This window comes from Paucilactobacillus salsurae (assembly GCF_054784995.1).
Genome location: NZ_BAAHWX010000001.1, coordinates 178,282 through 191,703, shown reverse-complemented (window position 1 = coordinate 191,703; position 13,422 = coordinate 178,282). Strand labels below are relative to the sequence as shown.

The following is a 13,422-nucleotide window of genomic DNA, read 5'->3' as shown; positions in this document are numbered from 1 at the left end:
TCAAAGGAGTTTGCAGTGACGTATTTAATCACATTATTATCAAATACACAGGCGCGACGTATTCGAGTCATCGAAAATATCTTGACCAATCATCGCACGGTGGCAACCTTATTTTGGGGGATGCGGTATCAAATTTTGCCGTATTTAGATTTTGATCATGGTTTGCGGCGACCATTGTACGAACAACAACTCAGGCAAATGCAAAGTAATGGGTTAGTGACAATTGAAAATCAACAGATCATGTTGACAAGCAATGGGCAAGCAGCTAAAGAAAATTATATTACCAGTCACTATCAGCCGCAATTTGTAGATAAGTGGCTTCAATTTCAGACAGATAACATTCAAATTTTAATGTTGTTAGCTGTGCAGGTGGTCTCTGAATATAGCTACCAAAATACTCATTACGCGCCCTTAGTTGATAACGAACAGGCAAAACGAACAGTTAAAAGATGGTTTCATGCGCAACAGAAATCAGTCATGGTCGAACAATTTAGTCAGGAAATAGCGCAGTTTTTAGAAACGTTGCCAGACAACGAAGCTAATTTTTTAGCATATCAATTAGTGGGACACCAATCCTCGGGATTGGCTGGAAGTCAAATTACAACATTGGTGGGCCAGTCAAATGACGACATTCAAATCATGCAAAAAGATTTATGGAGTGGCTTCGCTGCTTTTGAAATTGACCTGCAAGGAATAATTAGTCAGTTATTAAAGCCATATCAAGCAAACTTACCAGTGAGCCAAAGTGCCCAGCAGTCATTTGAATTATTTGATCGCGGTAGAACACTTTCTCAAATTGCACACCAACGGCGGTTAAAATTAAGTACGGTGAGGGAGCATTTGCTGGAAGTCGCCATTTTTACAAAAAATCAGTTTCCTTACCCTAAGTTACTGAACCAGCAACAAATTGCACAATACAATCAATTATATAAAGGCAACATTGATACGTGGCAATTTCACCCAATTGACGGTGAAGATGCTTCTGAACAGTTCTTTTTGTATCGGATGTTTCAAATTATGAGGAGTTATCAAGATCATGGTTAGTGAAACGCAGTTAACACAAGTGTTACAAGATAAGTTTGGCTTTGATCATTTTCGTGAAGGCCAATTGCCAGTTTTACAGTCAGTTTTAAACGGCCAAAATACATTAGCTGTGTTGCCAACTGGGGCCGGAAAAACACTACTGTATCAATTACCGGGTTACCTACTAAAAGGTAGTATCTTGATAGTGTCTCCATTACTATCGCTGATGCAAGATCAAGTCGCTAGGTTGCAAATGAGCGGACAAAAAAAAGTTGTGATGCTCAGCTCAATGCAAAATTTCCAAGAACGACAAATAGCGTTAAATCACCTACAACAATTTGATTACATTTTTGCATCTCCGGAAATTTTGGCGCAAGAGAATGTCAAAAAGGCGCTAATGCGAATTGAATTAGGATTATTTGTGATTGATGAAGCCCATTGTGTTTCTCAATGGGGACCAGATTTTAGACCAGAATATTTGATGCTTAAACAACTACTGACGATGTTACATATGCCACCAGTTTTAATGTTGACGGCAACTGCTCCCAAAAAAGTGCAACAAGATATTATCGACAAATTAGGACTAAAGGATCAAAGTGTCAAAAAAGTCATTCAATCAGTGGATCGTCCGAATATTTATTTAGCTACACAAAAGTTGGCCAATGAACAGGAAAAAAATGAACGATTGGTGCAGTTATTAAACCAGATTCATGGACGAGGCATTGTCTATTTTTCCAGCCGGAAACAAGCAACTCAAATTGCGCAATATTTGCAGGAGCATCAAATTAACGCTCAAGCTTACCATGCTGGTATTAGCGCAACGACTCGTTATAAGTTACTACATCAATTTATGCATAATGACATTGATGTGATTTGTGCAACTAGTGCCTTTGGGATGGGCATTGATAAGGATGATATTCGTTTTGTGATTCACTATCATTTACCTGCTAATATCGAAAATTATGTTCAAGAAATTGGTCGTGCTGGACGTGATGGTCAGCAAAGTTTGGCTGTTTTACTGTATAGTGGAGGGGATGAATTTATTCCTCGACGATTAAAAGCATTGACGATACCAAGTAATCAGGTGATTGCAGATTTTGTGCATGGACGCTTAAAAAAAGACACGTTGGGTGATCTAGGTGAATTGTTAGATTATTATGTTCGCAGTGGTCAAAGCGAAACACAAATTAACGAGTCATTTACACAAAGTAAACAACTATTTGAAGAAAAATTGCAACGAATGCTAGATTATGCCAACGCACAGACGTGCTTACGCCAACAAATTTTGCAATATTTTGACGAGCAAGTTAATCAACATGAAGAGAATTGTTGTAACTTCACCACCCACGAAATTAGCAATGAGATATTGGCACACTTACCGCAAGAAAAACAACTCACAAAAACAACACCACTTAAATTAAATTGGCGTAACCAATTATCCAAATTATTTTTTGTTAATTCTTAATTATTTAAAAATCGTGGTATGATACAATAATTGCAGGAAAGATTGCAAAGGAGGCTCATTTGATGAGTGATAAAGAACAAAAAGAGCCCAAACATGAGCAAAAGCCATGGGACAAAACTTTTGCCGATGGTGAGGATCGTGATCAAGAAGGTAATTTATCACGAACCAAACATCGCAAACAGAATTCACATAATTCAATGATTACGACTGTCTTAGTTTTGTTAATTATTGTCTTAGCAGCAACACCAGTCTTTTATTGGTGGAATAATCAAAGCTCATTTAACCATCCTAAGTCAGATACTGAGCAAGTTGCACAGTCAAGTAGCAGCCATAAAAAGGCGACTAAGAAAAAAGCTAGTTCTACTAAATCAAGTAAGAAAAAAGCAAGTAGTGAATCTAGTTCTGCTAAAAAAGAGGAATCTAGTACTGAAAGTAGTTCCTCTTCGTCTACTGATGAAAAATACATCACTGTACCGGCTGGTCAAGGGCTATACCGGGTTGCCGTTAACAATGGCTTAACGGTTCAAGAACTGTGCCAGTTAAATGGAATTAGCCAAAATGCTAGTCTCACACCTGGTCAACGGTTACGAGTTAAATAAGATAATGTTTGGGAGACAAAGAAATTATGGGAAAACCATTACAAGTGGCAATTGATGGACCGGCTTCCGCGGGTAAAAGCACGGTGGCTAAATTAGTTGCTAAGCATTTTAGTTATGTCTATTGTGACACGGGTGCGATGTATCGTGCCATTACGTTTAAAGCACTACAAGAAAAAGTTGAGTTGACTGATGATCAGGCGTTGACAACGTTAGCAGTGAATAGTCGGATCGTGTTTGAGCCGGGTGAAGACGAACAACGGGTCTTTATTGACGATCAGGAAGTCACACGAGAAATCAGATTACCTGACGTTACAAACAACGTTTCGGCAGTCTCAGCAGTTCAAGGCGTTCGAACACAATTGGTTAAACGACAACAAGAAATTGCTGATCTAGGTGGCATTGTGATGGATGGTCGTGATATTGGTACGACGGTTTTACCACATGCTGAAGTCAAAATTTTCTTGGTTGCTAGCGCACAGGAACGCGCACAAAGACGCTATAAAGAAAATATAGCTAAGGGCATAACAACACCTTTAGATGAACTACAAAAAGAAATTGAATTGCGTGATCAAAAGGATTCCACACGTGCCGTGTCACCGTTGACACAAGCTAAAGATGCGATTCTTTTAGATACGACATCGTTAACTATTAACCAGGTCGTTGAAAAGATTAACGAAATTATCATAAAAAAACAAAACGAATTGGGAGAATGACTGGAATTATCGCTCGATTTTCGGTATTATTAAGGGTAGAGCTGATTGTCGCAAGGAGGAAATTTTTTTCATGGCTGAAAATGAAGATAGAAATGACTTATTAAACGCTTTAAATAGTGTAGAGGATGTTAAAGTTGGGGATGTTGTCAAGGGTGAAGTACTTGCCGTTGATGATGATCGTCAAGCAATCGTTGGTATCGAAGGAGCGGGTGTTGAAGGTGTCGTTCCGGCCAAAGAACTATCAACAAAGCCAGTTGAAGATATTAATGATTCTGTTAAGGTCGGGGATGTCTTAGACCTTGTTGTTATTTCAAAAATTGGAAATGACAAAGAAAATGGAAGTTACTTACTTTCACATCGTCGTCTCGAAGCACGTAAAGTTTGGGACGAAATTCAACAAAAATTTGAAAATGGTGAAACCATTACTGCACCTGTTACCCAAGTTGTTAAGGGTGGCCTCGTTGTTGACGCTGGTGTTCGCGGATTTGTACCTGCTTCAATGATTACTGATCACTTTGTTGAAGATTTAAATCAATTTAAAGGTGAAACACTTGAGTTTAAAATTGTTGAAATTGAACCAAGCGAAAACCGCTTGATTCTCTCACACAAAGCAATTGTTCAAGAACAACATAAAGAAGCTGCTAAAGAAATCTTTGCTACTTTACAACCAGGTCAAGTAGTTGAAGGTACTGTTGCCCGAATGACTAACTTTGGTGCATTCGTTGATCTTGGCGGCGTTGATGGTTTGGTTCACGTTTCAGAAATTGCATACGAACGTGTTGAAAAACCTTCAGATGTCTTAAAGACTGGCGAAAAGGTTAATGTGAAAGTCTTATCTGTTGATCCTGAAAAGCAACGTATTTCACTTTCAATTAAACAAACATTGCCTGGCCCATGGGATGATATCGCTGAAAAAGCACCAGAAGGTAGTGTCCTTACTGGAACTGTTAAGCGTTTGACTAGTTTTGGTGCGTTTGTTGAAGTATTCCCAGGCGTTGAAGGATTAGTTCACATTTCACAAATTTCACATAAGCATATTGCTACGCCAGCCGATGTTTTAACACCTGGCCAAGAAGTTCAAGTGAAAGTTCTTGAAGTACATCCTGACGAACAACGTTTAGGATTATCAATCAAAGCACTTGAAGAAAAACCTCAAGCTGCTGAAGATAAGGCACAACATCAATCAGTAAATGTTGCTAAAGATGCTCCTGAAGAAGAGAGCGGTTTTACTTTGGGTGATTTGATTGGTGACGAACTTAAAGATTCACAAGAATAAAACAAACTTTAAACCAAAAAATGAGGCTGGGATAATTTAGTCCCGGCTTCCTTTTTGTCAAAAAAGAAAAAGAGGTGATCATATGGCAAATCCAACTGTGGCTGTTGTTGGCCGTCCCAATGTCGGTAAATCAACTGTGTTTAACCGGATTGCAGGTGAACGAATTTCAATCGTGGAAGATACTCCAGGAGTGACGCGCGATCGAATTTATGCCCATGCGAACTGGCTGGAACAAAAATTCAACCTCATTGATACTGGTGGAATTGAGTTATCACAAGCACCATTTATTACACAAATCCGAGAACAAGCTCAAGTTGCGATTGATGAAGCAGATGTGATTATTTTCCTTGTTGATATCAAGACGGGAATCACAGATGCTGACGAACAAGTCGCACAGATTTTATATCGGGCTGATAAGCCGGTTGTGTTAGCAGTTAACAAAGTCGATAATCCTGAACTTCGCAGTGAAGTCTATGACTTCTACTCACTCGGCTTTGGGGATCCGTACCCAATTTCTGGCGTTCATGGACTTGGCATTGGTGATTTACTTGATGCAGTGGTTGATAAATTTCCAGACGAGAACGAACAAGTAGAGGACGACAGTATTTCATTCAGCTTAATTGGTCGTCCTAATGTCGGGAAATCTTCGTTGGTTAACGCCATTTTAGGCCAAAACCGTGTCATCGTTTCCAATGTGGCTGGCACGACTCGTGATGCAATCAATACGCAGTTTACTAGTGCCGATGGTCAGAAATATACGATGGTAGATACTGCCGGTATTAAAAAACGTGGCAAAATATATGAAAACACAGAACGCTACGCACTGCTCCGAGCAATGAAGGCCATTGATGATAGTGATATTGTGTTAGTTGTTCTGAATGCAGAAGAGGGAATTCGTGAGCAAGACAAACGAATTGCTGGCTATGCGCATGAAGCGGGTCGTGGAATTATCATTGTTGTTAACAAGTGGGATACTGTTGAAAAAGATGGTCAAACCATGTCGACGTTTGAAAATATTATTCGTGAAGAATTCCAGTATCTAACCTATGCACCAATTGTCTTTGTGTCTGCTAAAACAAAACAGCGACTGGATAAGGTACCAGATCTGATTAAAAAAGTTTACGATCACCACACAATGCGCATTCAGTCGTCCGTTTTAAATGATGTCTTAATGGATGCTGTTGCGGCTAATCCAACTCCGACGCAAAGTGGTAAACGATTAAGAATTTACTATATGACTCAGGTTGCCATTCAACCACCAACATTTGTTATTTTTGTCAACGATCCGGAATTAATGCATTTTTCATATGCACGCTACTTGGAAAATCGGATTCGTGAAGCATTTGATTTCACGGGAACGCCAATTCATTTGATTAAGCGTAAACGAAAATAAGAAAAATCGTGATGATCACGATTTTTTTTATTTGTTGATTTTTTTTATTAGAATAAATATGATTCATATAATTTTTTTAGATGAAAAATAGGGTTTACAATTAATGTTTTTTGAATATCTACTTATCGGTTGATATATACCTAAACGTAATAAAATCGGGTGAATTGTTAATGTTATTAGTCATTTTATCCCCTTTTTCGATGAAAATGTCCGAAAATCGCTTGCTATAGGGGTTTAGCTATGATAATGTTATCAGTAGAAATGATACGGTTTCCCGTTATTGTTTCGTTAATTTTGGACCACTCAAAATTAACAATAAAAATGGGTGTAACTACATCCGATCTTCTTGGTGGGAGGTGAAAATTACATGGCAAACAAAGCAGAATTAGTTAACAGTGTTGCATCAGCAACTGGCTTGACTAAAAAAGATGCTACTGCTGCAGTTGATGCAGTATTTAGTTCAATCCAAGCATCATTAGCTAAGGGTGATAAGGTACAATTGATTGGCTTTGGTAACTTCGAAGTTCGTCAACGCGCTGCTCGCAAGGGTCGCAATCCACAAACTGGACAAGAAATTCAAATTCCAGCAAGCAAAGTACCTGCATTCAAGCCAGGTAAGGCTTTAAAGGACGCTGTTAAATAATTCTTTATTTATCGGGCGTTAACCAGTATGCTATGCATACTGGTTTTTTGTTTGCTCATGTAATGAGGTGGTTTTAATGCCATTTTTATCGAAACCTGTTATCATATTAAGATGAGTTTTAAAACAAGAGGGTGTAAAAATGAGTTATTCTGAAAAAATGTTAGATCAACTGTCATCAGGACAACTAGATGACGCCAAAAAATCTTTCGCCTTGGCATTGCGTCATGATGACGATGATATGTTGTTTAGCTTGGCAGAAGAATTATATGGTCTGGGTTTCATTCGTCAAGCACAGCGAACATACTTAAAGTTATTGGATCGCTATCCAGATGAAGATGTTTTAAAAACAGCATTAGCGGATATTGCAATTGACGAGGGTCACAACGACGAAGCACTATCCTATATTTCGCAGATAAAACCAGATTCTGATGCTTATTTAGAGGCATTATTGGTTGCAGCAGATTTATATCAAACACAAGAATTATTTGAAGTTAGCGAACAAAAATTAAAAGAAGCCTATCAGATTGCGCCACAAGAACCGGCTGTTTTATTTGCATTGGGTGAATTCTACTATATGATGAATCAATTTGATGATGCGATTTTTTACTATTTTGAACTAATCAAAGCCGGCCAAACGGTCTTTTCTCAAGTTGATATTGCCGGTAGACTAGGTATGTCATACGCACAAAGTGGCCAGTTTGAAAAAGCGCTTGGTTATTTTAAACAAGTTAAACCAGAATTTCGTTCAACTGATATTTTGTTCCAGACAGGATTAACACAAGAAAAGTTGAAGCAGTATAAAGAAGCTCAAGAAACGTTGCAAAAATTGATTGAAAAAGATCCACAATATGCTTCAGCTTATCAGGCATTGGCTAATGTTTACGAGCAGACCAATGATTATGAAAGTGCCTTAGCAACATTGCAAGAAGGTCTGGGTGTTGATCGCTACAATGAACAATTGTATAAACAAGCCGCTTCAGTGGCTAGTCATTTAGGAGAAGAAAATTTGATGGCACAATACCTGCAAGCCGGGCATGAAATTGACCCTGACAACTTAGAGTTGGTGCTTGATTATAGTAATTTATTGGTCAAACAGAATCGTCACGCGGATAACATTGATCTCTTACAACCGTATATTGAAAATGATGAAATTGACCCGCAGATCTATTGGAATTTGGCCTTGTCGTATCAAAATCAAGAACAGTTTGACTTAGCCACCAAAAATTATGATGCCGCCCGACCATATTTTGCTAACCAACCAGATTTTTTGAAAGAAAGCTTTTTCTTTTATCGCGAAAATGGGCAACCAGAGTTGGCACAAGCACAACTGCATCAGTATCTTGAATTAGTCCCTAGCGACAGTGAAATGGGTGCAATGCTAGACGAAGATTAAGAATAAGTAGTGCTAAAATTTCCAATCACTAAAAAACAGACGTCGTAAAAACGACGTCTATTTATTTTGAATTAGTAATTTTCGATAGTATAAAAGCGACTGGGGATCGAGTCCTAGTTGTTTTTCTAACTCTTGATCATTTAATGTCGGGTGGAATTGCAAAAAATGAAGAACATAGCTTTGATGTAAATACTTTGGTGCTAATGAGAAACCGAGATAGTGACTGTCAGGTTTAAGATATTTGTGCAGACCGGGTAAGCTTAGTTGAGGATGTTGGATATCTATTCGTTGCTTTAAAAAAATGTCCGCACTGTGTTGTTTGTGTTGGAGTGGTGAAATAAAATCATTGAATTGTTGGCGAAAAGATTGTTGGGTATTAGTTAATGTGAGATCTTGCCACGCCAAATAAAACTGTGGTTGTAAAATTTCAGCAACTTGATATCCGTTCGCTAGCAGTAATAACGTTAATTTTGTATACCAATGTAGTTGTGGATCATTCAAAATATCATCCAACTTTTCCAGCCAGGTGTATGAGATTGTGCTTTGAGCAGCTTTCGGTTGCCCATGTAAATTAATGGTGGGGAGATGGGTATTTAACTGATGGGTAAAAAGATACTTAAAATAATTGTTTAATTGTGATAGCCATTTGTTATAGGTGGCAGGACTCACGTTTTGATGTTGCGTGATGAATGACTCAATATCACGATCGAAAATATTGTTTACACTGGGGTTGGTTTGAAAACTAGAGGTGGTTGCCATAAAATCAAAAAATTGCGTTAAGGTTTGATTGATCGACGCGATAGTGGCCGCAGATTTTTGCTGATTTTGTAAAAAAAGATTAAACGGAGCTTGATATGGATATGCGATTTTAATCACCTAATTTTAAATAAAGTTAATAGTAAAAAGTTACCTTAACTTTAACATAAAAAACAAAGCGCTGCAAAACCCGCAGCGCCAAAAACAAAACAATCAGTTTAATCGAGGTGCAAAATCTGGTAAGATAAATAGGAAATTCGATAACTAAGGAGTGACCAATTTTGATTAAAGTAATTGTGGCTGGCTATCAAGGAAAAATGGGACAAAAGACCATTAACATGGTGCAGGAACACGATGGATTTGAGTTAGTAGCGGTATTTGGTCCTGATTTAAACAAACAAGATAATTTACCAGCAAGTGTTAGCGTTTTTCATGATTTGAAAGACATTGATATTGATGCTGACGTTTGGATTGATTTTACGGTGCCAAGCTCAGTTTATACCAACACTAAATTTGCCTTAGAACATGGTTATCGACCAGTTGTTGGGACAACTGGATTAACAGATGAACAAGTTGAAGAACTTAAACAAATTGCCAAACAACATCAGATTGGCGGCTTAATTGCCCCCAACTTTGGTATCAGTGCGGTCTTATTGATGCAGTTTGCGCAACAAGCAGCTAAATACATGCCAGATGTGGAAATTATTGAAATGCATCACGATCAAAAGGTTGATGCACCTAGTGGAACGGCGTTAAGTACGGCCAAATTAATTGACCAGGTTCGTCCTGCTCATCAGCAAGGCAATCCAAATGAAAAAGAAACTTTGGCCCATGTCCGTGGCGGTGAATACAACGGCATTCGCATCCACGCTGTTCGCTTACCAGGTCTAATTGCACATGAACAAGTGATGTTTGGTGCGCTAGGTGAAGGATTAACGATTCGTCAAGATACATTTGACCGACAATCATTCATGAGTGGCGTTGCCGTCGCCGTTGAAAAAATTGGTCAGTACAATGAATTACTCGTAGGACTTGAGAATATTTTATGATTATCAAAAAATTACCAAATGAATTTGAACAAGCACGTCCCATCATGCAAAAAATTGAAGCCGCTGGTTTTGAGGCTTATTTTGTTGGTGGCAGCGTTCGTGATACAATCTTGGGCGATCCAATCCATGATGTTGATATTGCGACCAGTGCTTATCCAAATGAAATTAAACAAATTTTTGATCACACAGTAGATACTGGCATCGAGCATGGCACCGTCATGGTTTTAGAACACGGTGTCGGGTATGAGACCACCACATTTCGAACCGAATCAGGGTATCAAGACTATCGTCGACCTGATTCAGTGAAATTTGTGCGCTCTTTGTCAGAAGATCTGCAACGGCGCGATTTCACTATCAATGCATTAGCTATGCGTGAAAATGGCGAAGTGATTGATCTCTTTAATGGTCTCAAAGATTTAAAAAATGGTGTTTTACGTGCAGTTGGTGATGCCAATGAACGTTTTCATGAAGATGCATTACGAATGATGCGTGCAGTGCGTTTTGCCAGTCAATTGGATTTTGATATTGAACGACAAACTTTAGCGGGCATTCAAAATAATGCACCATTGCTAGAAAAAATTGCGATTGAAAGAACACGAGTGGAATTAGAAAAATTATTTTTAGGTCAGAATCCACCTGCTGGAATAAAAGCATTTGTGAACACCAATTTGTATCGATATTGTCCTGTACTACAAGCCTTCGGCAATAATTTATTACAATTGACGACTTTAGAGGATTGGCAGTTAGCCACCAACGCTGAAGTTTGGGCCTTATTATCGTATACGTTTTACTTCCACAACAATCAGATAACGCAGTTTTTGAAACAATGGAAAGTCTCTAATAAAACCATTGAACAAACTCATCTTATTGTTGATGCTACAAATGGGTTGCTAGAAGAAGAGGTATCTGCGGATTTATTGTTCAAAACGGGGCATGATCTATTAATTAGTGCTGATCATGTGGCTGATCTTTATGGTAATGAAGTTCAAATAGACAATCTGCTCACAGATTATGAAGCATTACCTATTAAACAAAAAAGTGAACTACAAATTAATGGTAAACAATTAATTACTGAAGCCGGCCTAAAGCCAGGCCCTTTGATTGGTAAAATCATTGCTAATCTTGAAAGGCAAGTAATTGCGGGTGATTTACCCAATCAACACGATCAATTAGTGACTAGTGCCAAAATGTTAATCGAAAAGGAGCAACTCTAAGAGTTATGCAGACGTTACGTGCTGAAAATTTAACAAGTGTCTATGGTGAAAAAACGTTATTTGACCAACTGAATTTTTTGATTAATGAAAATGATCGAATTGGTTTAATTGGTACCAATGGGAGTGGTAAAACATCTTTGTTGAACGTGATCAGTGGTGAAGTTCATGCCGACAACGGCGAAATTATCGTCCCAAATGATTACACAATCGGCTTTTTGCATCAATTGCCAGTGTTAGATGATCAATTATCTGTCTTGGATGCTGTTTTTGCTGGTGGTCAAGAAATTTTTAAGGTTATTAGAAATTATGAAGATACATTGGCACAATTAGAACAGAATCCAGAAGATGAAGAGACCATGGCGCGTTTCACCAAAGCTCAAAATTTGATGGATCAAAAAGGTGCATGGAATGCTGAAAGTGAAGTTAAAACGATCTTAACGCAGCTTAAAATTACGAATTTGGCACAATTAGTTGGTGATTTGTCTGGTGGACAAAAAAAACGTGTTGGCTTAGCACAGGTCTTAATTCAGGCGCCTGATTTATTGTTATTAGATGAACCTACAAACCACTTGGATATTGATTCGACAGTTTGGTTGCAAGACTATTTGTCTAACTATTCAGGTGCAGTGATTGTTGTCACCCATGATCGATACTTTTTAGACCAGGTGGCAAATAATATTTGGGAATTATCGTTTGGGAAGTTATACGAATACAGCGGTAATTATCAAGAATACGTCCAAAAAAAGGCCGAACGAGTTAGTTTGGAAGCTGAAACTGAACACAAACAACAACAACTCTATAAAAAAGAGCTGGCCTGGATGAAAACGGGTGCTAAAGCACGGTCAACGAAGCAAAAGGGTCGCATTAATCATTTTCATGAATTAGAACAAAACGTGGGTAATCTGCAAGTTGATGAAGATGTGGATATTAATCTTGGTCAACAACGACTGGGTAAAGATGTGATCAAAATTGAAGATGCCAAGTTAAAATTTGGTCAACGAGTTATTTTAGATGATTTCAGTACCTTAATTCAGGCAGGGGACCGGGTTGGGATTACCGGTGAAAATGGAGTCGGCAAATCGAGTTTACTTAATGTCATTGCCCAAAAACAGCAACTAGACTCAGGCTTAGTTAAAATCGGTGAAACTGTCCATTTGGGTTATTATACGCAACAAACTGAACCCATTGATGAAGACAAACGGATGATTAATTATTTGAGTGAAACGGCACAAAACATTACTGATAAAAATGGTAATGTGGTTAGTGTGACTCAGTTGTTAGAGCAATTTTTGTTTCCACGTTTCATGCATGGGACATTAATTCGTAAATTATCTGGTGGAGAAAAGCGACGGTTATTTTTACTAAAAATTTTGATGATGCAGCCAAACGTTTTATTGCTCGATGAACCAACCAATGACTTAGATATTGCAACTCTAACCGTTTTAGAAGATTATTTGGATAGTTTTAATGGCACAGTTATCACTGTTTCCCATGATCGCTACTTTTTAGATAAAGTTGCTGACCAGCTGCTTGTATTTGAAGGGCAAGGGAAAATTAAGCCATTTGAGGGACGTTACAGTGATTATTTGAGTCAACGTCAGGAATTAATTAGCTCAACCAATAAGAAACCAGAGACATCTAAAAAACAAACTCCTAAAAAAGATCAAACAGCTGACGGTAAACGTAAATTGACGTATGCTGAACAAATGGAATGGGACCAGATTGAATCACAAATCGACGAGTTAGAGCAACAAAAACAAAGTATTGCTGCTCAAATGAACGATAATGCCAGTGATTATGACAAACTTGCTAAATTACAAGAAGACTTAGACAATGTCAATCAAGCTATTGATGATAAGACCGATCGTTGGGAATACTTAAGTGAATTTGCCGAATAA

12 protein-coding genes are annotated in these 13,422 nt (G+C 38.2%); 11 read left to right on the top strand and 1 reads right to left on the bottom strand.

Annotated elements, in window-relative coordinates; translation table 11 throughout:
- The first annotated feature begins 15 nt into the window (after positions 1–15).
- The 8 genes from ACYVQZ_RS01000 (at position 16) to ACYVQZ_RS00965 (ending at position 8,505) form a co-directional block, all read left to right on the top strand.
- Entirely contained in the window at positions 16–1,044 is a 1,029-nt protein-coding gene (locus ACYVQZ_RS01000; protein WP_461239538.1) for a helix-turn-helix domain-containing protein, read from the top strand.
- The gene (locus tag ACYVQZ_RS00995) at positions 1,037–2,488 is read left to right on the top strand and encodes a RecQ family ATP-dependent DNA helicase (protein ID WP_461239537.1); all 1,452 of its coding nucleotides are present in this window, start codon (positions 1,037–1,039) and stop codon (positions 2,486–2,488) included. The genes ACYVQZ_RS01000 and ACYVQZ_RS00995 overlap by 8 nt, the downstream gene beginning before the upstream one ends.
- A gap of 62 nt (positions 2,489–2,550) precedes the next feature.
- Positions 2,551–3,087: an SAG1386/EF1546 family surface-associated protein gene (locus tag ACYVQZ_RS00990; RefSeq protein WP_461239536.1), complete on the top strand. Its 537-nt coding sequence runs from the start codon at positions 2,551–2,553 to the stop codon at positions 3,085–3,087.
- A 26-nt stretch (positions 3,088–3,113) separates the two neighbouring features.
- Positions 3,114–3,800 carry a (d)CMP kinase gene (gene cmk, locus ACYVQZ_RS00985; RefSeq protein WP_461239535.1) on the top strand — a complete coding sequence of 229 codons (687 nt, stop codon included), beginning with the start codon at positions 3,114–3,116 and terminating at the stop codon, positions 3,798–3,800.
- Positions 3,801–3,870: 70 nt separating this feature from the next.
- Positions 3,871–5,076: a 30S ribosomal protein S1 gene (gene rpsA / locus ACYVQZ_RS00980; protein ID WP_461239534.1), complete on the top strand. Its 1,206-nt coding sequence runs from the start codon at positions 3,871–3,873 to the stop codon at positions 5,074–5,076.
- Positions 5,077–5,158: 82 nt separating this feature from the next.
- Positions 5,159–6,469 (top strand): ribosome biogenesis GTPase Der, encoded by a 1,311-nt coding sequence (der, locus tag ACYVQZ_RS00975; RefSeq protein ID WP_461239533.1) that lies wholly within the window; start codon positions 5,159–5,161, stop codon positions 6,467–6,469.
- Between the two features lie 367 nt (positions 6,470–6,836).
- Positions 6,837–7,112, top strand: coding sequence for an HU family DNA-binding protein (locus tag ACYVQZ_RS00970; protein ID WP_461239532.1), 276 nt, complete (start codon positions 6,837–6,839; stop codon positions 7,110–7,112).
- 139 nt (positions 7,113–7,251) lie between these two features.
- Positions 7,252–8,505 (top strand): tetratricopeptide repeat protein, encoded by a 1,254-nt coding sequence (locus ACYVQZ_RS00965; RefSeq protein WP_461239531.1) that lies wholly within the window; start codon positions 7,252–7,254, stop codon positions 8,503–8,505.
- Between the two features lie 57 nt (positions 8,506–8,562).
- Here ACYVQZ_RS00965 and ACYVQZ_RS00960 read toward each other — a convergent pair whose 3' ends face one another.
- Positions 8,563–9,381 carry a recombinase XerD gene (locus tag ACYVQZ_RS00960; protein ID WP_461239530.1) on the bottom strand — a complete coding sequence of 273 codons (819 nt, stop codon included), beginning with the start codon at positions 9,379–9,381 and terminating at the stop codon, positions 8,563–8,565.
- Between the two features lie 161 nt (positions 9,382–9,542).
- Between ACYVQZ_RS00960 and dapB the strand changes: the two genes are divergently transcribed.
- Genes dapB through ACYVQZ_RS00945 form a run of 3 tightly spaced genes read left to right on the top strand, consistent with a single transcriptional unit; the run spans position 9,543 to position 13,422 of the window.
- The gene (gene dapB, locus ACYVQZ_RS00955) at positions 9,543–10,310 is read left to right on the top strand and encodes a 4-hydroxy-tetrahydrodipicolinate reductase (protein ID WP_461239529.1); all 768 of its coding nucleotides are present in this window, start codon (positions 9,543–9,545) and stop codon (positions 10,308–10,310) included.
- The gene (locus ACYVQZ_RS00950; RefSeq protein WP_461239528.1) at positions 10,307–11,524 is read left to right on the top strand and encodes a CCA tRNA nucleotidyltransferase; all 1,218 of its coding nucleotides are present in this window, start codon (positions 10,307–10,309) and stop codon (positions 11,522–11,524) included. The genes dapB and ACYVQZ_RS00950 overlap by 4 nt, the downstream gene beginning before the upstream one ends.
- A gap of 5 nt (positions 11,525–11,529) precedes the next feature.
- Positions 11,530–13,422 carry an ABC-F family ATP-binding cassette domain-containing protein gene (locus ACYVQZ_RS00945; RefSeq protein WP_461239527.1) on the top strand — a complete coding sequence of 631 codons (1,893 nt, stop codon included), beginning with the start codon at positions 11,530–11,532 and terminating at the stop codon, positions 13,420–13,422.

Bases quoted from the DNA above. Each gene is read 5' to 3' on its own strand.
- ACYVQZ_RS00950 (WP_461239528.1), top strand. From the start codon at position 10,307: ATGATTATCAAAAAATTACCAAATGAATTTGAACAAGCACGTCCCATC.
- cmk (WP_461239535.1), top strand. From the start codon at position 3,114: ATGGGAAAACCATTACAAGTGGCAATTGATGGACCGGCTTCCGCGGGT.
- ACYVQZ_RS00995 (WP_461239537.1), top strand. From the start codon at position 1,037: ATGGTTAGTGAAACGCAGTTAACACAAGTGTTACAAGATAAGTTTGGC.
- rpsA (WP_461239534.1), top strand. From the start codon at position 3,871: ATGGCTGAAAATGAAGATAGAAATGACTTATTAAACGCTTTAAATAGT.
- der (WP_461239533.1), top strand. From the start codon at position 5,159: ATGGCAAATCCAACTGTGGCTGTTGTTGGCCGTCCCAATGTCGGTAAA.
- ACYVQZ_RS00970 (WP_461239532.1), top strand. From the start codon at position 6,837: ATGGCAAACAAAGCAGAATTAGTTAACAGTGTTGCATCAGCAACTGGC.
- ACYVQZ_RS00945 (WP_461239527.1), top strand. From the start codon at position 11,530: ATGCAGACGTTACGTGCTGAAAATTTAACAAGTGTCTATGGTGAAAAA.
- ACYVQZ_RS00965 (WP_461239531.1), top strand. From the start codon at position 7,252: ATGAGTTATTCTGAAAAAATGTTAGATCAACTGTCATCAGGACAACTA.
- ACYVQZ_RS00990 (WP_461239536.1), top strand. From the start codon at position 2,551: ATGAGTGATAAAGAACAAAAAGAGCCCAAACATGAGCAAAAGCCATGG.